Origin of the sequence: Glycomyces dulcitolivorans (assembly GCF_003265355.1) — a bacterium.
GTDB classification, from domain to species: domain Bacteria; phylum Actinomycetota; class Actinomycetes; order Mycobacteriales; family Micromonosporaceae; genus Glycomyces; species Glycomyces dulcitolivorans.
Map to the genome: position 1 here is coordinate 4093 of NZ_QFRW01000056.1, position 19965 is coordinate 24057.

Annotated in this window: 15 protein-coding genes; 11 read left to right on the forward strand and 4 right to left on the reverse strand. The window is 72.7% G+C overall.

Annotated features, from left to right (window positions below; translation table 11 throughout):
• Window positions 1–275: DUF2530 domain-containing protein (locus DI269_RS27585; protein ID WP_112133818.1), on the reverse strand; the 275-nt coding region annotated here is incomplete at its 3' end.
• A gap of 219 nt (window positions 276–494) precedes the next feature.
• Here DI269_RS27585 and sepH point away from each other — a divergent pair.
• From sepH to dacB (DI269_RS03925), 7 genes are all read left to right on the forward strand, one after another.
• Window positions 495–1511: a septation protein SepH gene (gene sepH / locus DI269_RS03895; RefSeq protein WP_112133833.1), complete on the forward strand. Its 1017-nt coding sequence runs from the start codon at window positions 495–497 to the stop codon at window positions 1509–1511.
• A gap of 310 nt (window positions 1512–1821) precedes the next feature.
• Window positions 1822–3087, forward strand: coding sequence for an MFS transporter (locus DI269_RS03900; RefSeq protein ID WP_112133819.1), 1266 nt, complete (start codon window positions 1822–1824; stop codon window positions 3085–3087).
• 336 nt (window positions 3088–3423) lie between these two features.
• Entirely contained in the window at window positions 3424–4086 is a 663-nt protein-coding gene (thpR, locus tag DI269_RS03905) for an RNA 2',3'-cyclic phosphodiesterase (RefSeq protein WP_157974748.1), read from the forward strand.
• 287 nt (window positions 4087–4373) lie between these two features.
• Window positions 4374–6299 (forward strand): outer membrane protein assembly factor BamB family protein, encoded by a 1926-nt coding sequence (locus DI269_RS03910; RefSeq protein WP_112133821.1) that lies wholly within the window; start codon window positions 4374–4376, stop codon window positions 6297–6299.
• A 243-nt stretch (window positions 6300–6542) separates the two neighbouring features.
• Window positions 6543–8396, forward strand: a complete 1854-nt coding sequence (gene glmS / locus DI269_RS03915) for a glutamine--fructose-6-phosphate transaminase (isomerizing) (RefSeq protein WP_112133822.1) — start codon at window positions 6543–6545, stop codon at window positions 8394–8396.
• Between the two features lie 170 nt (window positions 8397–8566).
• A complete protein-coding gene (gene dacB / locus DI269_RS03920) occupies window positions 8567–10141 on the forward strand; it encodes a D-alanyl-D-alanine carboxypeptidase/D-alanyl-D-alanine endopeptidase (protein WP_112133823.1) in 1575 nt (524 codons plus the stop codon).
• 126 nt (window positions 10142–10267) lie between these two features.
• Window positions 10268–11869, forward strand: a complete 1602-nt coding sequence (dacB, locus tag DI269_RS03925; protein WP_112133824.1) for a D-alanyl-D-alanine carboxypeptidase/D-alanyl-D-alanine endopeptidase — start codon at window positions 10268–10270, stop codon at window positions 11867–11869.
• A 49-nt stretch (window positions 11870–11918) separates the two neighbouring features.
• On the opposite strand, the gene DI269_RS03930 is transcribed toward dacB (DI269_RS03925), so the two are convergent.
• Window positions 11919–13097, reverse strand: coding sequence for a DUF418 domain-containing protein (locus DI269_RS03930; protein WP_112133825.1), 1179 nt, complete (start codon window positions 13095–13097; stop codon window positions 11919–11921).
• A gap of 81 nt (window positions 13098–13178) precedes the next feature.
• Here DI269_RS03930 and DI269_RS03935 point away from each other — a divergent pair, with 81 nt between their 5' ends.
• The 3 genes from DI269_RS03935 to DI269_RS03945 all read left to right on the forward strand — a co-directional run bounded on the left by DI269_RS03935 (window position 13179) and on the right by DI269_RS03945 (window position 15768).
• Complete coding sequence (locus DI269_RS03935) at window positions 13179–13775, forward strand: TetR/AcrR family transcriptional regulator (RefSeq protein ID WP_112133826.1); 597 nt, start codon at window positions 13179–13181, stop codon at window positions 13773–13775.
• Between the two features lie 131 nt (window positions 13776–13906).
• Complete coding sequence (locus tag DI269_RS03940) at window positions 13907–14278, forward strand: holo-ACP synthase (RefSeq protein WP_112133827.1); 372 nt, start codon at window positions 13907–13909, stop codon at window positions 14276–14278.
• 29 nt (window positions 14279–14307) lie between these two features.
• A complete protein-coding gene (locus DI269_RS03945; protein ID WP_112133828.1) occupies window positions 14308–15768 on the forward strand; it encodes an NAD(P)H-hydrate dehydratase in 1461 nt (486 codons plus the stop codon).
• 219 nt (window positions 15769–15987) lie between these two features.
• Here DI269_RS03945 and DI269_RS03950 read toward each other — a convergent pair whose 3' ends face one another.
• Window positions 15988–16485, reverse strand: coding sequence for a cysteine dioxygenase (locus DI269_RS03950; RefSeq protein WP_112133829.1), 498 nt, complete (start codon window positions 16483–16485; stop codon window positions 15988–15990).
• Between the two features lie 342 nt (window positions 16486–16827).
• On the opposite strand from DI269_RS03950, the gene DI269_RS03955 reads away from it, so the two are divergent.
• Entirely contained in the window at window positions 16828–17796 is a 969-nt protein-coding gene (locus DI269_RS03955) for a C40 family peptidase (protein WP_112133830.1), read from the forward strand.
• 84 nt (window positions 17797–17880) lie between these two features.
• Here the strand turns inward: DI269_RS03955 and DI269_RS03960 are convergent, their stop codons facing one another.
• A complete protein-coding gene (locus tag DI269_RS03960) occupies window positions 17881–19908 on the reverse strand; it encodes a SpoIIE family protein phosphatase (protein ID WP_112133831.1) in 2028 nt (675 codons plus the stop codon).
• Window positions 19909–19965: the final 57 nt, after the last annotated feature.

Here is a 19965-nt window from a genome sequence, read left to right on the forward strand (position 1 = left end):
GCGGCGGTGCCGAGGAGGCCCACGATGACGCCGGTGAGGGCGCAGGCGCCCCACCATTCGCGGCCCGAGGCCGCGAGGTCGTCGCGGAAGAACTGCGTGAGCACCAGTGCGACCGTCCACACCAGAGTCCCGGCGGCGGCGATCGGGGTCATCCGCATCCGCACCGCGTCGGCCGCGGGCAGCTCGGGGGTCTTCTTCACGCGGTGGTAGGCGGCGCGAGGGTTCGCCGACGAGCCGGACGCGGCCGGGGGCTGGGAAGTTCCGTCGGTGGACACGCTGTCAATGTACGCTGCGACAGTCCCCGCGACAATCGGTCACGCCGACGCGAGTCGGAGTCGCATCGTCGCAGACGGGATGCCGTGAGGCGTCGAATGCGCCCGCGCCAACAGGATCCGTTATCGGCACCCCGCCGGTTGTGGTCCGCCGGTAGGGTTGGGCGTACGCTCGAATGAGCTGGCAATGCGGCGCTGACGAAGACACGAGGGGTGGAAGGCATGAGGCCGGTACGGTTCGTAGCCCTCTCTGAGGACGGTCATGCGCTCGTGCTCGCCGACGAACTCGGCCGACTGCTGGCGCTTCCGCTCGACGAGCGGGTCGCCGCCGTGGTCGACGTCCCCGAGGCCGGGAACGCCCTGCGCGCCAAGACCGACGCACCGCCCGCCAAGCCCTCGGCCCAGAGCCGGCCCGTCCCGCAGCGCCCCGCCGCCGTCAACCTGTCCCCGCGCGACATCCAGACCCGCATCCGCGCCGGCGAGAGCGCCGAGGACATCGCGGCCTCCGCACAGGTCGCCGTCGACCGGGTGCTCCGGTACGCCGGGCCGGTCCTCCAGGAGCGCGCGATGCTCGCCCAGGCCGCCCGCCGCTCGCGGCTGGCGACCTCCGAGCGCGGCGAGCGGATGTCCAATGTGGTCGACGTGAAGCTCGGGACGCACGGGGTCGACCCCGAGGCCGTCTCGTGGGACGCGTGGCGCACCGAGGACGGCTCCTGGCTCGTCCAGGCGTCGTGGTCCTCCGGGAAGACGACCGCCCGCGCGCGCTGGAAGCTCGACCGGGCCCGCCAGACCGTGACACCCGATGACGAGATGGCGCAGTTCCTCTCGACGCCGCTGCCGCAGCACGTCCCCGGGCCCAAGAACGCGCCGAGCGACCTGGGCATCCGCCCGAGCGACCCGGTGCGGCCCTCGCGCGACCCGATGCACGGCCTCGACGAGGACGGCGACCTGCGTCCCGACCCGCTGCGCCGCGACCGGCTCCGCGAGGTCCTGGAGCGCCCGCTCGACGACATGCAGGGGCGCGGGAAGCGGACCTCGCAGCTGGGCCTGCCGGGCACGACCGCGCCGGAGCAGCGGGAGACCCCCGAGGTCCCCTCGCTCGCGGTGCTGCGCCCGAACAAGCGCACGGTCGCCGACGACGACCTCAACGCCCTGCCGCTCGCCGCGGCCGGGTCCAAGCCGCGCAACCAGCTCCCGGGCTGGGACGACGTCCTCTTCGGGACCGCCGGCAAGGACTAGTCGTGGCATATCCGGAATTCCGGATATGTTCCCTGTGATCGCCCCACTCCTGACCGTATCCGGCGGGTGCGACGGCGGGGTCTTCGGTCGACATCCGCAATCACTGCTTTCGCGGCGGGGCGGGCCTTCGGGTCCGCCCCGCTTCGGCGTTGTACGGGCAGCCACTATGGCAATCGCGGCGCTGGGCCCCCGGTCAAAACCCTGACACGGGGGTACGACATTCCGGGCGGTAGCGGCGGGGTGCGGGGGCGGAGAGAAATCGGTCTCAGTTACTGGCTTGCCGACCGGTAAGTAAATATCATTGAATGCGATGTCTCCGGTCCTCCTCGGCCAGCTGCGCCACACGTTCAGAGCCCTCGCCTACCCCGCCTTCCGGGTGTACGCCTCCGGGCAGCTCGTGGGCACCCTCGCCTTCTGGCTCCAGACCACCGCCGTCTCCTGGCTCGTCCTCGAACTCTCCGGCAACTCCGGGACCGCGCTCGGCTGGACCCTCGCGCTCCAGTTCGGCCCCTACCTCCTCTTCGGACTACACGGCGGCAAGATCGCCGACAGCTTCGACAAGCGCCGCGTCCTGCTCCTGTGCTCCCTCGGGTCCTCCGCGGTCACCGCGTGCCTCGGCGCCGTCGTGCTCACCGGCCACATCGAACTGTGGATGGTCTATGTCGGCATGGCTGCCTTCGGCTCCGTCTCCGTCGTCGAGGGCCCGGCCCGCCAGGCGTTCTACTCCGAGATCGTCGAACTCGACGCGCTCCCCAACGCCGTCGGCCTCGGCAGCGCCATCTTCAACACCAGCCGCATCGCCGGCCCCGCCCTCGCCGGGGTCCTCATCGCCGTGACCTCCACCGGCACCGTCATCATCACCTGCGCCGTGCTCGCCCTCGGCCCAGCCGTCGCCTGCGCGGTCCTGCTGAGCCGCAGCCTCTCCAACCCGGTGCGCCGCCTCGAGGACGCCGGCGGCATCCGCGAGGCCCTGCGCTACGCCGGCGCCCGCCCCGACATCATCGCCGTGCTCCTCGTCTCGCTCCTGGTCTCGGGCTTCACGTTCAACTTCGCGCTCACCCTCTCGATGCTCGCCCGCACCGAGTTCGAGACCGGCGCCGACTCCTACGGCCTGCTGCTGACCGCGCTCGCGGTCGGCGCGCTCGCCGGGTCGCTCGCCTCCGGGCGCCGCTCCGGCCGCCCGACCCTGAACACGATGCTGCTGTCCTCCGCGCTCCTGGGCGTCGGCACCATGCTCGTCGGCTTCGCCCCGAGCCTATGGGCCGCGATGGCGCTCCTGGCGCCCACCGGGTTCGCGATGGTCTACTACGCCCAGGCCGCGAACCAGCGCGTCCAGATGGGCGTGCGCGCCGACTACCGCGGCCGCGTCCTGAGCCTGTACATGCTCGTCTTCCTCGGCTCCACCGCGGTGTTCGCGCCCGTGGTCGGCTGGGTCATGGAGGAGTTCGGGGCCCGCTCGGGCCTGTGGCTCGGCGGCGTCGTCGCCATGGCGACCCCCGCGGTCCTCGCGCTCGCCAAGCGGTCGCAGCTGCGCCGCCGCGGCGCCACCGCCATCACCGGCAAGGCCATGCCGTAGTGGCGGGCGCGGCCTAGGCTGGGAAGCCTCCACAAGGGCCGCCGGTCTATATCGGTGAATACCAAAGGGTGAACCGCCGGGAATGGCACGTTCGCTGGCACTGCCCGACTTCTCCGCAATCGCCCCGAACCTCCTGCGGCTCTGGCGCCTCACGAGTGCACAGGCGCGTTACTTCCGCGAAATTACTGTCCCGTCCAATGGGATTTCACTGAATGAACGCCTGAGGTTGCTGCGAGGATAGGCACATCGTGACAGCCCTCGACCACGCCGCGTCGACACACCATTCGCCGCAGGCGCGGGTCACCGATCCCGAGTAGAGCCCCTGGAGGGAATCCAGTGAGTGCCTCCGCCATTGCGACCGTACCGGTCGCACCCCAGGTACGGACCGAGCGCCTGTTCGCGGCGCTCCCGCTTCCCGACAATGCCGTCGCCGATCTCGCCGAAGTCGTCTCCGACCTCAACATCGCGCGGCGCGGCGCCCCGAGCCGCCCCGGCGCCGCGGGCCGCAGGCCCGGGACCGGCCGGCTCGTCCGCTCGGAGAACTGGCACCTCACGCTCGCCTTCCTCGGCGAGGTCCCCGAATCGCGCTGCGCCGAGACCGCCGAGGTCATCGCCGCCGCCGCCCGCGAGGCCGCACCGATGCGGCTGTGCGTCTCGGGCGGCGGGCGCTTCGGACGCGGCCGCTACTCGGTGGTCTACGCCGGACTCGACGGCGACGTCGCGCCCCTCGTCGACCTCGTCCACCGCATCCGCGCCGGGCTCCTCGCCGGGAACCTCCCCGTCGACCAGAAGCAGTACCGCCCGCACGTGACCCTCGCCCGCCCCGGCGACCGGGTCACCAACCAGCAGGCCGCCCAGGACCTGCTCACCCTCCGCCGCTACTACGGCCCCAGCTGGACCGCGAACGAGCTCGTCCTCTACCGCTCCGACTTCGGGAAGGGCCCCGCCGGCGTCCAGCCCAAGTACACCGCGGTCGCGTCCGCACCGCTCGGAGGCTGAACCGGACCTGCGGCAGCCCGAGGCCCCTCCCACGGCCCGGGCTGCCGCACCCCGCATGTCACACCCCTGTGTCAGGGTTTTGACCGGGGGCCCATCGGTCTGATCGCCATAGCGCCTGCCCGCGAAACGGGCCCGAAGCGGAGCCGCACCGGAATGTCGGACCCCCGTGCCAGGGTTGTTGCCGGGGGCCCAGCGCCACAAATGCCATAGCGGCTGCCCTCAAGAAACCCGCTCGCGATCTGCCCGAAAGCCCGGATCGCGCGGCCGGTGACCGGTAGAAAGAGGGCATGTCCCACAACGCTTCCGGCGCCGGGCGCCTGCGCACCGACGCGGCCTCCCCGCATGCGACCAAGTCCGGGCGCCCGCTCGCCCGCGTCTTCCTCCGCGCCGCCGGGATCACCGCGCTCGCCTGCTGGGCCGTCCTCCTCACCTGGGCGTCGTTCGGGACCGGCGCCGGCACCGGCTCCTCCGGGGTCTACATGATCATCGGCACCGTCGCCTCCGTGCTCATCGCCGCCGCGGTCATCGCCACCGCCGCCGCCCACACCGGACTGCGCATCATCATCGCCGCGCTCCTCACCGCCGTGTTCGCCGCCGCCGCCGGATGGGCCGTCTACTCCTCCATGCCCGAGGCCGGCCCCGGCCAGTTCATCACCCACCGCGCCGGCGTCGCCGCCCTCGCCTACGGCTTCGGCGTCCTCGGCGGCGGCCTCCTCGCCCTCTCCGAATTCGTCGTCGAAGGCTACGCGGGCGGGCGCACCCGCGCCCCGAAGTCCATGCGCCGCAAGGTCAGCGTGTTCGCCGTCGCCGTCGTCGTGCTCCTCGCCGCCGCCCTCGCCCCCGCCATGCAGCGCTGGGCCGAACTGGCCAACCAGGACGTCCGCGTCAACGACGCGGCCGCCGCCGAGACCGGCCTCGACGGCGTCGACGGGCTCGCCGCCCTCGCCGGCGTCGAGCGCTTCACCGACACCCCCTACGGCCTCCTGCGCACCGACCACCCCACCGACCCGACCCCGCAGGCCGTCACCATGCTCGACCCCGCCACCGGCGCCGCCGTCTGGTACCACCGCCGCTGGAACTGGCTCGCCTCCCAGACGCCCGTCCTCTCCCACGCCCAGGACCTCGTCGCCCTCACCGGCCCCCGCGCCGACAACCGCGAGGACTACCAGACCCGGATCCTGCGCACCCGCGACGGCGGCGAGGTCGCCACCGCCGACTTCGACGGCGCCCCCGGGACCCTCCTCGCCCTCGCCGACGACCGCCTCCTCTTCGCCGAGGACGGCAGCGAGGTCTTCCACGTCTACGACTTCGGCGGGGGCCTCCTGTGGGACGCCGAGATGCCGGCCGGCTGCGAAGGCACCGCCGCCCAGGTCGCCGGCGACCGCGTCGTCCTCCTCGCCGACTGCGTGCCCGCCCCCGACCGGTCCGTCGCCCGCGACACCGTCCTCGCCTTCGACCTCGACGACGGCGCCGCCGCCTGGGAGCAGGAGGTCGACACCGCCGCCGAAGTCGTCCCCGACTCCTTCCTCGTCTCCGGCGACACCGTCCTCATCGACAGCCGCATCGAGCACCGCGTCACCGACGGCCCCTTCTCCGCCCGCCGCTTCGAGCACCGGCTCATCGCCTACGGCGTCGAGGACGGCGCCGAGCGCTGGCACATGAAGGACCAGTCCTTCGGCTCCACGAACTCCTCCGCATGCGGCGGCACCCTCCACCTGTCGCAGCCGACCGACGCGCCCGCCGCCGGGATCGCCGCCGGAGGCGAGGCCAAGGCCGACGTCCCCGTCGCCGAGCGCCGCACCGTCCAGATCATCGAGTGCTACACCGCGAAGGACCGCGAGGGCTCCTGGCTCGGCGTCATGTCCTACGACGCCGACTCCGGCGAGCGCCTCTACAAGGGCCAGGTCCGCCTCGGCTACACGCCGCTCGACCCCGAGGTCGCCCGCGGCTGGGGCACCGTCCTGCCCGACAACCGGGCCCTGCTCGCCGCCGACCTGTCGCTCGACCCGACCCTCCCCGACTGCCGCCTCTACCAGGTCGACGGCGGCGAGGTGAAGGAGATCGCGCTCCCGGGCGCGGTCGCCGAGGAGGGCGAGACCGCCGACGTCCCCGCGAACTGGTGCCACGACGCGCAGCTCAGCGCCGCCGGCACCGGCGGGGCCGTCAGCTACGTGAACGCCGAAGGGGCGCGCGGCATCGCCGTGGTCTCTTGAGGGCAGCCGCCATGGCGATCAGGCCGCTGGGCCCCCGGCAACAACCCTGGCACGGGGGTACGACATTCCGCGCCGGTCTCAAGCGCCGGACCGAACGCCGAACTGAACGCCCGGTGCGGTCCGCCGAACGGTGCGTGACCGTGCGGTGAACGCCGGGCGAACCCCGGCAACGATCAAACGGTGTGATCGATTCCCGTTGATCCGCGCATGAGTGATGCGCGAAACTGCGGTAGTGTTTCTCGCATGTGTGGAATCGTTGGATACGTCGGCCGCCGCAGCGCCGTCGACGTCGTGCTCGACGGCCTGCGCCGTCTCGAATACCGCGGCTACGACTCCGCGGGCATCGCCCTCGTGTCGGCCGACGGCCGCATCGAGGTCGACAAGCGCGCCGGCAAGCTCGCGAACCTCGAAGCGGCCCTCGCCGAGCACCCGCTCCCCGAGTCGACCTGCGGCATCGGGCACACCCGCTGGGCCACCCACGGCGTCCCCTCCGACCGCAACGCGCACCCCCACCGCTCCGCCGACGGCCGGATCTCCCTGATCCACAACGGCATCATCGAGAACTTCGGGCAGCTGCGCGCCGAGCTCGAAGCCGACGGCATCGAGTTCCTCTCCGACACCGACACCGAGGTCGCCGCCCACCTCCTCGGCCGCGAGTACGGCGCCGACGGCGACCTCACCGCCGCCATGACCCGCGTCTGCCAGCGCCTCGAAGGCGCCTTCACGCTCCTCGCCGTGGCCGCCGACGACCCCGACACCGTCGTGGGCGCGCGCCGCAACTCCCCGCTGGTGGTCGGCCTGGGCGAGGACGAGTACTTCCTCGGCTCCGACGTGGCGGCGTTCATCGCCTACACGACCGAGGCGATCGAGCTGGGCCAGGACCAGATCGTGACGATCAACCGCGGCGGTGTCGCCGTCAGCGGCTTCGACGGGCTGCCCTCGGAGGGCAAGCCGTTCAGCGTCGACTGGGACATCGCGGCCGCCGAGAAGGGCGGCTTCGACACGTTCATGGCCAAGGAGATCCACGAGCAGCCGCAGGCCGTGGCCGACACGCTGCGCGGGCGCATCGACGAGTCGGGGCAGATCGTCCTCGACGAGGTGCGCATGTCCGACCAGGACTTCCGCGACATCGACAAGGTGTTCATCGTCGCGTGCGGGACCTCGTACCATGCCGGGCTCGTCACGAAGTACGCGATCGAGCACTGGACGCGCATCCCGTGCGAGGTGGAGCTGGCGAGCGAGTTCCGCTACCGGGACCCCGTCCTGGACCGCTCGACGCTCGTCGTCGCGATCTCGCAGTCGGGCGAGACGATGGACACGCTGATGGCGGTGCGGCACGCGAAGGACCAGAAGGCGCGGGTGCTGTCGATCTCGAACACCGTGGGGTCGACGATCCCGCGCGAGTCGGACGCGGTGCTGTACACGCGGGCCGGGATCGAGGTCGCGGTGGCGTCGACGAAGGCGTTTCTGACGCAGCTGGCGGCCTGCTACCTGGTGGGCCTGCACCTGGCGCAGGTGCGGGGCATCAAGTACGCCGACGAGGTGTCGGCGGTGCTCGACGAGCTCGTGGCGGCGCCGGGGAAGATCGCGAAGGTCATCGAGAACCTGGACCCGGTGCGGGAGATGGCGCGCGAGTGCGCGGCCAGCGGCGACCGGGTGCTGTTCATCGGCCGGCACGTGGGCTACCCGGTGGCGCTGGAGGGCGCGTTGAAGCTGAAGGAGCTGGCGTACCTGCACGCGGAGGGCTTCGCGGCGGGCGAGTTGAAGCACGGGCCGATCTCGCTGATCGAGGCGGGGACGCCGGTGATCGCGATCGTGCCGAGCCCGCGGGGCCGGTCGCTCCTGCACGACAAGATCATCTCCAACATCCAGGAGGTGAAGGCGCGCGGCGCGAAGGTGATCGCGGTGTGCGAGGAGGGCGACAAGATCACCGCCGTCCACGCCGACCTGGTGATTGAGACGCCCGCGTCGCCGACGCTGCTGGCGCCGCTTTTGACGGCGGTGCCGTTGCAGGAGTTCGCGGCCGAGCTGGCGACGGCCCTGGGCCGCGACATCGACCAGCCGCGGAACCTCGCGAAGTCCGTGACTGTGGAGTAGGTCACCGAGGAGTACGGAAACGGGCCGCCCGCGGCGTCTCCGAGATCGAGCCTTCGGCCGTCCGGGACACGCCGCGGGCGGCCGTTCGCGTTGCTCGCACAAAGGGATGACCTTCCCACATCAGTGCGTATCGGTGGATCAGCGCTGAAACCCGTGCATAGGCTCGCGGGATGAAGACACGCACCCTGATCTCGGGCGCCCTCGCGGTCACCGCCGCCGGCGCCCTCACCGTCGCGGTCACCGCGACCGCGCAGGCGCAGGAGACCGGCGACGAGGCCCTCGCGGCCGCGATCGACGCGATCCTGGCCGACCCCGCCCTGGTCGACTCGCAGGCCGGCGTCGTCGTCAAGGATGCCGCGACCGGCGAGGTCCTGTACGACCACGAGGGGAACCGGCGCGGCCTGCCCGGCTCGAACCAGAAGCTCACCACCGTCGCGGGCGCGCTCGAAGTGCTCGGCGAGGACTTCACGTTCACGACCGAGCTCCTCGGCGACCGCCCCGTCGACGGCGTCGTCGGCGGCGACCTGTACCTGCGCGGCTCGGGCGACCCGACGATGCTCCAGGAGGACTACCGGGACCTCGCCGCCGAGCTCGCCGCCCTCGGCGTCAGCCGCATCGACGGCGACCTGGTCGCCGACGACACCGCCTTCGACACCGCCCGCCACGCCGACGAGGTCGCCTGGGGCGATCTCCAGTACGCGCCCGGCGCCGAGACCTCCGCGCTCACCATCGGCTCGGGCCCCGACCACTGGGCCGGGACCGTCCGCCTCCACCCGGTCGGCGGCGCCGAGGTCGGCGACCCCGTGGTGATCACCACGGTCCCCGAGACCGACTACATGACCATCGTCAACGAGGCGGTCACCGGGACCGAGACCGACCTGGCGGTGAACCGCGACCCCAACGCGAACACCGTCCGCGTCACCGGCACCGTCAAGGCCGGGGAGACCCCCGACTACTACTCCCGGTCGGTCATCGGCGCGACCGGGCTCGTCGCCGACGTCTTCATGGACGCCCTGGCCGACAACGGCATCGAGGTCACCGGCGGCGTCCGCCTCGGTGAGGAGACCCCGCAGGACGCGGGCGGGTCCCTCGCCCTGCACGAGTCCGCCCCGCTCTCCCGGCTCGCGATCGACACCCTCAAGCCCTCGAACAACCTGTACGCGGACACCCTGTTCAAGACCGTCGGCCTCCACGCCGAGGGCGAGGGCTCGTTCAGCGCCGCCGAGGCCGGCGTGTTCGCCGCGATCGCGGAGTACGGCGTCGACACCGACACGATCCGCCAGCTCGACGGCTCGGGCATGTCCCGCCTCGACCACGTCACCCCCGACGCGGTCACCGACCTGCTCATCGGGATCCGGGACGCGCCCTGGTTCGACACCTTCCACACCGGGCTGCCGATCGCCTGCCAGGACGGCACGCTCGCGTCCCGCATGTGCGGCACCGAGGCGGCCGGGAACGTCCGCGCCAAGACCGGGACCCAGACGTCGGTCTCGGCGCTGTCGGGGTACGCGACCGACGCCGACGGGCGCGATCTGGTCTTCAGCATCGTCCTCAACGACCACCTGGCCGACTCGGTGAAGTCCTTCGAGGACCGCATCGCGGCCGCGATCGCCGGGCACGGCGCCGACTCGACCGAAGCGGAGATCACCGCGCTCGCCGACGCCGTCGAGACCGCCGGGGCCGAGGCGCAGGAGGACCTGCCGGGCGGCTGGGAGTGCTCCTGGTACGAGACGGGCACCTGCTGACCGACCGGGACGCGAGGCGGCGGGGGAATACGCCCCCGCCGCCGTCCCGGTTGCCCGCCCCGAAGGCGATATTGGACACTTGCGAGCGAAGTTCCGCAAGCCGTACGAGGCGTTTATGCTCGCGGGGTGAAGAAACGCACCCTCGTATCGAGCGCCGTGGCCCTGACCGCCGCCGGCGCCATCACCTTCGCGGGCACGGTGGTCGCGCAGGCGCAGGAGACCGGCGACGAGGCCCTCGCGGCCGCGATCGACGCGATCCTGGCCGACGCGCGCCTCACCGACTCGCAGGCCGGAGTCGTCGTCAAGGACGCCGAGACCGGCGAGACCCTCTACGACCGCAACGGCGCCAAGCGCGCCATCCCCGGCTCGAACGACAAGCTCCTCACCACCGCCGCCGCGCTCCAGGCGCTCGGCGGCGACTTCACGTACACCACCGACGTGATCGGCGACCGCCCCGTCGACGGCGTCGTCTCCGGCGACGTGTACCTGCGCGGCGAGGGCGACCCGACGGTCCTCGAAGCCGACTACGACCAGCTGGCCGCCGACCTCGCGGCCGCGGGCGTGACCACGATCGACGGCGACCTGGTCGCCGACGACACCGCGTTCGACGCGGTCCGCTCCGGCGCCGAATGGGGCTGGTCCGACCTCCAGTACACGTACGCCGCCGAGATCACCGCGCTGAACATCGCCTCCGGCGACGACTACCAGGCCGGGTCCGTGCGCGTGTTCGTCAAGCCCGGCGCCTCGGCGGGCGCGCCCGCGGTCATCACGACCGTGCCCGCGACCGACTACGTCGAGATCGTGAACACCGCGACCACCGGGACCACCACGAACGTCGTCGTCAACCGCGACCCCCACGACAACGTGATCCGCGTGAGCGGCACCGTCAAGTCGGGCACCTCCGGCACGTACGCGACCCGCGCGGTCATCGAGCCGACGCAGCTCGTCGCCGACGTCTTCGCCGACTCCCTCGCCGACGCCGGCATCACCGTCACCGGCGGCGTCCGCTTCGGCGAGACCGCCCCGCAAGGCGACGAGGTCCTCGCCTCCCACGCCTCCGCGCCCCTGTCGGAGCTGACGGTGGACGTCCTCAAGCCCTCCAACGCCTCCATGGCCGAGGCCCTGTTCAAGACCCTCGGCTACGTGAAGTCCGGCAAGGGCACCTTCGCCTCCGGCAAGGCCGCGACCTACGCCGCGCTCACCCCGTACGGGGTCGACAACGGCCCGATCCGCGTCGCCGACGGCTCCGGGATCTCCCGCCACAACATGCTGACGGCCGACGCGATCAGCGACCTGCTCGTCGGCGCCCGGAATGCGTCCTGGTTCGACACCTGGTACGACGCCCTGCCGATCGCGTGCAAGGACGGCACGCTCGCGTCCCGCATGTGCTCGACGCCCGCCGCCGACAACGTCCGCGCCAAGACCGGCTCGATGACGAGCGTCTCGGCCCTGTCGGGGTACGCGACCGACGCCGACGGCCGCGAACTGGTCTTCAGCATCGTCCTCAACGACTTCCTGTACTCCACGGTGAAGGACATCGAGGACAAGATCGCGGTCGCCGTCTCCTCCCACAGCACCGCCACGACCGAGGCCGAGATCAGCACGTTCTCCTCCGAGATCGACACGCCCGACCTCGAAGAACTCGAAGCCGAGGCCGAGGAGCTCCCCGCCGAGGGCGAGATGCCCGCGAGCCTCGAATGCTCCTGGTACGAGCCCGCCGTCTGCTAGACGGCACCTGACGAGAGGGCCCGGCAGCAGTCGCTGCCGGGCCCTCGTTCTACCTGCGGCCGTAGGTGAGACGCCGCAGCAGCACCTCGAACGGGCCGCGGACCCCGGCCCGCGCCATCCACGCCGCGAGCGCCACGGTCGCGGCCCACACCAGGACGGCGATCCCCGACGCCGCCGCGTCCCCCAGGGACGCACCGAGGTTCCCCGCGTACGGGACGAATACCAAGGTGAACGCGACAGACTGGAGCAGGTAGCAGGTCAGCGACCGCTGCCCGCACGCCGCCAGCGCCCGCGCCAGCGGACCCGCACTCCCCTCGGCGCCGCGGGCCGAACGGGCCGCGACCAGCGCCACGAGCGCCGCCAGGCCGAGTCCGGTCCCGAGGCCGGTCAGGGAGTGGAGGGTGTAGACCGCGACCGCGGCGGGCGCCTGCGGGTGCCACAGCTGCGTGTCGACGAGCATGAGCGGCAGGCCGCCGGCCACGCCGACCGCGATGCCGCCGAACGCGGTGCGCCGCAGCAGCGGCAGGTGCAGGGAGGGCTCGTCGAGGATGCGGCGGCGCGCGGCCCAGATGCCGATCGCGAAGGCGGGCACGATGTCGACGACGTAGAACGTGGGCGTCAGCACCGCCCAGGTCGCCAGGCGCATGAGTGCGGCCTCGGCCGGGTCGGCGACGAGGGTCGGGGAGGCGTTCGCGTGCCCGGCCGCCTCGGCCGAGAACCCGGCGGCGGCCACGACCAGGACGTGGAAGACCAGGACGATCCCGGCGGTGCGCAGCAGGGTGCGGTCCTTCGCGGCGAGGAGCCCGGTGAACACGAGCCCGATGAGCCCGTAGGCGGCGAGGATGTCGCCGAAGAACAGCAGGAGCGCGTGCGCGAACCCGAACGCCAGCAGCCACCACGAGCGGCGGCGCACGAGCTTCCTGGCCTGCGCCCAGTCGGCCCCGGAGGCGGTGCGGCGGTAGGCGAGTCGCGCGAGGCCGTACCCGAACAGGCCGGCGAACATCGGCAGCGCGCGGCCGTCGACGAACAGGACCTGGAGCCCGGCGACGACCCGGTCGAGGGCGGTGCCGTCCACGGCGTAGCCGCGGAAGCCGGTGGTCTCGTGCGCGAGGAACATGTGCGCGTGCGCGAGTGCGATGAACAGGAGCATCGCGCCCCTGGCCAGGTCGGGTGCGAGCGAGCGCTCGGCGACGGGGGTGCTCATAATGGCGGGCGGGGAGAGGGACATCTCGACTCCACGAGTTTTAGGTACACGGTTGTATCTAAAACGATAAGATACATGAATGTAGCTAAAACAGGGGAGCGGTGCATGCCCGAAAGCCGAACACGACGGCGCGGCCAGGACCTCCTCGACGCCGTCTACGCCGCCGCCCTCGACGAAGCCGCCGCATCCGGGCCCGGCCGACTCACCATGGACGCCATCGCCAAACGCGCCGCCACCGCCCGCACCACCCTCTACCGCCGCTGGTCCGACCCCCTCGACCTCCTCCTCGACGCCCTCGCCGCCCACCACCCCGTCGAGCAGCCGACTCCCGGCGCCGACGACCTCCGCGGCGACCTCATCGCGTCCCTGCGCCTCATGGTCGACTGGGGGTTCAGCCCCGCCGGCCGCGCCGTCATGGCCCTCCTCGCCGACCCCGCCCGCGACCCCGCCGTCGTCACCGCCCTCTTCGAACGCGTCTTCGACCGCCGCGGCGGCACCTTCACCCAGACCGTCCTGCGCCACTACGCCGACCGCGGCGCCATCGACCCCGCCCGCCTCACCCCCGTCGTCCTCGACATCGGCGAGGCCATGGTCGCCAAGCGCATCATGGACACCGGGACCGACCCCGGCGACGACTACCTCGCCGCCGTCGTCGACCAGGCCATCCTCCCCGCCGCCGGTGTGCCGCACCGCGACACGTGACACCGAACGGCCCCATCCCGTTCCGCACCGTCCACTCCCGTCACTGACCGGCCGGCGGGCAGAACACCACGCTCGCGGATGAACCCGCCCGAACAGGGGCGGGACGCCCGATCCCGTGGCACTCTTGACGGGTGATCGTCGCCGTGGGCATTGACGTCGTCGCCGTGGACCGATTCGAGCGCGTGCTCGAACGGACCCCGCACGTCGCCGAGAAGCTCTTCACCGAGGCCGAGCGAAGCGCCCCCGACGGGCGCCGCCGCCGCACCGAGTCCCTCGCCGCGCGCTTCGCCGCCAAGGAGGCCGTGGCCAAGGCCCTCGGCGCCCCCGGCGGAATGCGCTGGGCCGACTGCCAAGTGCTCTCGCTCCCTGACGGCCGCCCCTCCCTGGAGATCACCGGATCGGTGGCCGCCGTCGCCGCACAGCGTGGCGTCTCGCGCTGGCACGTCTCGCTGTCGCATGATGGCGGTATCGCGACAGCGGTGGTGATCGCGGAAACGGCCTGAGGCCGACGAGGTTCCGGAGAGGGACAGCCATGGACGGTGCATGGTCAGCAGCGGCGGTCCGCCGCGCGGAAGCCCAGTTGATGGCGAAGCTCCCGCCCGGGACCCTCATGCAGCGCGCCGCGGCCGGACTCGCCGCCGAATGCGCCGCGATCCTCAAGGCGCGCCGGTCGACCCGGACCGACCGCTCGGGCGTCTACGGCTCCACGGTGACCGTCCTGGCCGGACCCGGCGACAACGGCGGCGACGCGCTCTTCGCCGCGGCCCGCCTCGCCCGGCGCGGCGCCCGCGTCTTCGCCGTCCCCGTCATGGGCGAGCGGGTCCACCCCGTCGCCGCGGCGGCCCTCACCCGCGCCGGCGGGCGCCTCGTCGCCCAGCCGCCCCAGTACTGCGACCTGCTCCTGGACGGCGTCCTCGGCATCGGCGGCCGACCCGGGCTCCCCGGGCGCGCCATCGACCAGCTCGCCCGCATCGACGCCGACATCGTTGTGGCCGTTGACGTCCCGTCCGGGGTCGACGTCGACACCGGGGCCGTCCCCGCCAGCGCGGTCACCGCCGACGTCACCGTCGCCTTCGGCTCCCTCAAGCCCTGCCACGTGCTCGGGCGCGCCGCGCTCCTCACCGGCCGGATCGTCCTGATCGACATCGGCCTCGCGCCCCACCTCGACCCGAACCCGGCGGTGCGGGTCGCTTCGGAGTCGGACCTCGTCCAGTGGTGGCACCGGCCCGGGCCCGACGACGACAAGTACACGCGGGGCGTCGTCGGCGTCGCCGCCGGCTCCGACAAGTACCCGGGCGCGGCCGTGCTCGCCACGGGCGGGGCGCTCGCCGGGCCCGCGGGGTACGTGCGGTACGCGGGGACCGCGGGCGACTTCGTGCGCCGCGCCCACCCGGAGGTGGTGTGCACGCCGACGGTGAAGGAGGCGGGCCGGGTGCAGGCGTGGCTGGCCGGGCCCGGGTTCGGCACCGACGAGGTCGCGCTCGGCGAGCTGCGGTCGGTCCTGGTCTCCCCGGCACCCGTGGTGCTCGACGCCGATGCCTTGACGCTCATCGGCGAGTACCCGTCGGTGCTCACGCAGCGGGAGGCGCCGGTGATCCTCACCCCGCACGACCGCGAGTACGAGCGGCTCTACGGGTCCCCGCCGAGCGAGGACCGCGGCGCGGCCGCGGCCGTGCTCGCGAAGCGGCTCAACTGCACCGTGCTCCTCAAGGGCCACCACACGGTCGTCGCGGGCAGCGACGGCGCGATCTGGGCCAACCCGACCGGGCGCCCGCAGCTGGCCACCGCCGGTTCCGGGGACGTGCTCGCGGGGTTCATGGCCTCGCTCCTGGCGTCCGGCATGGACGCCATGCGCGCGGCGGTCGCGGCCGCCTACCTGCACGGCCGCGCCGGCGGCATCGCCGCGCGGCAGCACCGCACGGTCACCGCCTCCGACGTGGCCCGGGCCCTCCCCGGCGCGGTCGGCGAAGTGCTGGGAGCCGCCCGCACGTAAGCCGGGCGCTGCGGGACGTAAGCGCCTGCGGGGGTGTCGGACCCGCGAGGGAGGCTTGAATATCGGGGGGCCTCGCGACCCCCACCAACCGGGGTGCCCTCAGGGCCCGGCCGGTTCAACGATTCGAACGCGGGCCGCGGCCTGCGATGTCGCATCCTCGCGGGAGGCTTGAACATCGGGGGTGCTCGCGCCCCCGCCCATCGGCGTGCGCTCGGGGCGCTACCAGTCCTCGCCCGCGCGCTTGATGCGCGAGGGGGCCAGGCCGGTCTCGTCGAGGAGGTAGGTGCGCATGGCCTCCAGGCCGGGCGAGTAGACGTGGAGGCTCACGGCCGGGGCGGTCGAGTCGTTGCGCATGGCGTGGACGGTGCGGTCGTCGACGACCGAGACGTCTCCGGCGGCGAGCGGTTTGCGGCGCAGGCCGGGGAAGTCGCCGGGGGCGACGGTGAACTCGGTGAGGGAGCCGGAGACGACTGCGACGGCGGCCGCGGCGGGGCGGGCGACGCCGCCGTGGTCGTGGAGTTCGGTGCCCTGGCCGGGGAGCCAGGCGAGGAGCCACGCCTCGTGGTCGGGGCCGGCGAGGACGCGGCGGGCCCAGCGGCTGCCCTTGGTGAAGCGCGGGCGGAGGGTGAGGTTCGCGGCGTAGAACCCGGCGAGGGCTTCGAGGCGGTGCTCGTCGAGGCGGGCGGGTGCGGCGGGGATCACGGCATGCGTGCTCATGTGAGTGAATGGCCTTCGGTGTGTCGGAACGGTTGTCGGTGGCTGGGCGCGCCGAACCGCCGCAGGCGGGTCAGCGCTGGTGACAGCGGCGACAGGGACACGACTGGAAGGTCATAGCGGCCATCGTACCAACTCCCAGACAACTCACAGGAGCGACACACCATCGGTGGAAGGGTCGCTACGCTGCGAATTTGTCACGACCGGGGTCTACCGGACCGGAAACCCGCGCGCTAGGCTCATGTTCGGCCTCGCGGCGCCGTCGTATCGCGCCGGTGCGGGCCCACCCTCGGAGCATCCCGGTACGCATCCCGACCTCCCGAATCCCGAAGGAGCACCCTCCTCGTGAAGCAGTCGTCCGTCCGCCGCAAGTGGACCTCCGCCGCCGTGATCGCCGGCATCCTGGTCTCCTCCGCCGCGTCCGCCCCGGCCTGGGGCCAGCGCGACACCGGTGACATCAGCGACGAGCTGGAGCAGACCGACGAGGACCTGGCCGCGGTCGTCGAGGAGTACAACCAGCTCACGCAGGAGATCGACGACAACCAGCACCTCATCGAGGAGACCCAGGAGTACCTCGCCGATGCCGAGGAGAACCTGAACGCGCTGCGCGACCAGCTCTCCGCGTACATCCAGTCCACCTATGTGGACCAGGGGATCGGCGACGCGGCGATGCTGCTGGACTCGGGCTCCCCGGACGCGTTCGTCGAGCGCCTCGACCGGCTCAACTCCGCGAACCTGTACAACTTCGAGCTCATGGAGCAGTTGCGCGCGGCCTCCGAGGAGTACACGACGCAGAACGAGCTCCTGCTCGACCTCCAGGCCGACCTCGCCGAGGACCAGGCCGCGCTGGAGGCGAAGACCGACGAGCTGACCGAGCGCGTCGACGACCTCAACGAGGAGTGGCAGACCGTCGCGGGCGAGGAGGTCCCCTCGTTCAACGAGTACGACCTCCCGGCGATGACCGACGACGAGTACACCGTCGTCAAGTTCGCGCTCAACCAGCTCGGCGACCCGTACGTGTGGGGCTCGGCCGGGCCGAACAGCTGGGACTGCTCGGGCCTGATCATGGGCGCGTACGCGGAGCTGGGCATCGACCTGCCGCACAACGCCGCCGCCCAGTACGGCCAGACCGCGAGCATCAGCAAGGACGAGCTCAAGCCCGGCGACCTGGTGTTCTACAACGGCCTCGCGCACGTCGGCATGTACATCGGCAACGGCTACATCGTGCACGCCCCGAACTCCAGCACCGTGGTGAAGGTCGTCGCCCTCGACCACGGCAACTCGTACTACGGCGCCACCACGATCCTGCACTAGCGCGAAAACTTCGAAGGCCCCGCGAGCATCTCGCGGGGCCTTTTCGCTTGCGCCGGTTCGGTCCTCGGCGGCGCTCACGGGCCGTCAGATGGGGTCGCAGCGGACGACGAGGATCGCGATGTCGTCGCGGGGCGACTCGGGGGAGAACGCCTCGACGGCCTCCAGGAGGCCCGTGGCGATCTGGCGGGCGCTCTTGCCGGAGGCGCCGCGCACGGCCCGCTCGATGCGCTCGTGGCCGAACATGGCGTCGCCGTCGCGGCGCTCGGTGACGCCGTCGGTGAAGAACACGAGGGCGTCGCCGATGTCGAGGCGGACCTCCTCGGGGTTGACCTTCACGTCGGGGAACAGGCCCACGGCGGTGCCCTCACGGCCGACCCACTCGATGCCGCCCTCGGCGCGCAGCAGCAGCGGGCGCTCGTGCCCGGACAGGCACAGGGTCGCGTTCACCGAGCCGTCGCTCCCGCGGTCGAGCAGGGCCGAGGCGATCGTGGCGTACCGCAGGTCGCCGGGCTGCTCCAGGAGCGTCGCGTTGAGCAGTTCGAGGGCGCGCGGGAGCGGGCGGCCGTCGCGGGCCATGACCCGCAGGACGTCCCGGACGACGCCGGTGACGGCCGCGGCCTGGGCGCCCTTGCCGCACACGTCGCCGATCGCGACCCACAGGCGGTGGTCGGGCAGCTCGGTCGCGTCGTAGAAGTCGCCGCCGACCTCGGTGCCCGCCACGGGGCCCGGCCCGGACCCGGGCAGGCGCCGCGCGGTCGCGGGCAGGTACTCGGCGGCGAAGGAGATGCCGGTGACGTCCGGGAGCGACCCGGGCATGAGCGCGGCCTGGAGCTCGTGGGCGACGGCCTGGCGCTCGGCGTGGATGCGGGCGTTGTCGAGTGCGAGCGCGGACCGCTTCGCGAGGTCGGCGACGACCGCGCGCTCCTCCGAGGAGTGGTTGCGCTCGGCGTGGCGGCCGACGGTGAGGACGCCGATGGTCGCGCCCCGCGCCGACAGCGGGACGGCGATGCCGTCGAGGCCGCGCGGCACCGGCAGCTCCATGCCCGTCCACCCGTCGGAGGTGAGCGCGGCCGACAGCGGCGGCGCGGCGTCTTCGAGGCGGCGGCGCAGGTGCTCCAGCTCGGCCTCCTCGACGTGCGTCATGGCGGCGAGGCGCAGGCCCGCGCCGTCGCCGGTGAGGTGCACGGCGGCCCAGCGGCCCAGCTGCGGGACGATGAGCTGCGGGATGAGCGCCACGGTCAGGTGCTCTTCGAGGGAGTGCGCGAGGAGTTCACCGGCCTCGGCGAGGTAGGTGAGCCAGCCGGAGCGGCGCTGCTCGTCGGTGCGCATCCGGTCGATCTGGACGGCCAGGGCCACGCGCTCGGCGACGAGCTCGGCCAGGGGCCGCCAGGACGGCTTCGGCTCCCCGGCGAGGAGGAGTCGGCCGTTCGCGGGTGCGGTGAGCGGCAGGGGGACCGTGACCGAGACGGCCGCGACGTCGCCGAACTTCGCGATGATCTGCGTGCCGGTGCCGTCGCCGCCGTCGTACTCGATGGCGCCGCCCTCGGCGGCGGTCGCGTCGTGGCAGCGGGCGAGGAGCTCGGTGACGATCTGGTCGACCGGCAGCCGCGACTGGAGCGCGGGGGCCACGGTGAGCAGCGCGGCGAGTTGGTTCAGGTCCGGCGCGGACTCGCCCTCCCCGGCGTCGGGGAGCGGGCGCGGCGCGGGCGGCTTGTCGGGGTCGCGGTCGATGCGGAACCAGATCGACTTGCCGGTGGCGTCGTGGGTGGTCCCCCACGAGGACGCGAAGCGGTCCACCAGGAGCAGGCCGCGGCCGCCCTCGGCGGTGACCTCCGGCATGGCGGTGTCGAGCGGGTCGATCCCGCCGGACCGGTAGTCGGTGACGGTGACGCGCACGCCGATCGGGTCGGCGGCGACGGTGAGGTTGATGTCGGTCCCGGCGTGGACGACGCCGTTGGTCGCCAGTTCGGTGGTGAGCAGCAGGGTCTCGTCGAGCAGCTCGGTGAGCCCGGCCTCGGCGAGGACCGCGCGGACGGCGGCGCGGGCTGCGGCGGGGGAGCGGTCGTCGGCCGGCAGCCGCAGCCGCCGGGCCGCCCTCTCGGGGTACGTCACCGGGCCAGTCTATGCCCGCACCGCCCGGCCCTGCTGCACCCGCTCGGGCCCGTCTAC

Coding starts and splice junctions, on each gene's coding strand:
- DI269_RS03910 (WP_112133821.1), top strand. CDS start 4,374: ATGTCCCACAACGCTTCCGGCGCCGGGCGCCTGCGCACCGACGCGGCC.
- DI269_RS03930 (WP_112133825.1), bottom strand. CDS start 13,097: ATGTCCCTCTCCCCGCCCGCCATTATGAGCACCCCCGTCGCCGAGCGC.
- DI269_RS03950 (WP_112133829.1), bottom strand. CDS start 16,485: ATGAGCACGCATGCCGTGATCCCCGCCGCACCCGCCCGCCTCGACGAG.
- dacB (WP_112133823.1), top strand. CDS start 8,567: ATGAAGACACGCACCCTGATCTCGGGCGCCCTCGCGGTCACCGCCGCC.
- DI269_RS03935 (WP_112133826.1), top strand. CDS start 13,179: ATGCCCGAAAGCCGAACACGACGGCGCGGCCAGGACCTCCTCGACGCC.
- sepH (WP_112133833.1), top strand. CDS start 495: ATGAGGCCGGTACGGTTCGTAGCCCTCTCTGAGGACGGTCATGCGCTC.
- glmS (WP_112133822.1), top strand. CDS start 6,543: ATGTGTGGAATCGTTGGATACGTCGGCCGCCGCAGCGCCGTCGACGTC.
- DI269_RS03900 (WP_112133819.1), top strand. CDS start 1,822: ATGTCTCCGGTCCTCCTCGGCCAGCTGCGCCACACGTTCAGAGCCCTC.
- DI269_RS03945 (WP_112133828.1), top strand. CDS start 14,308: ATGGACGGTGCATGGTCAGCAGCGGCGGTCCGCCGCGCGGAAGCCCAG.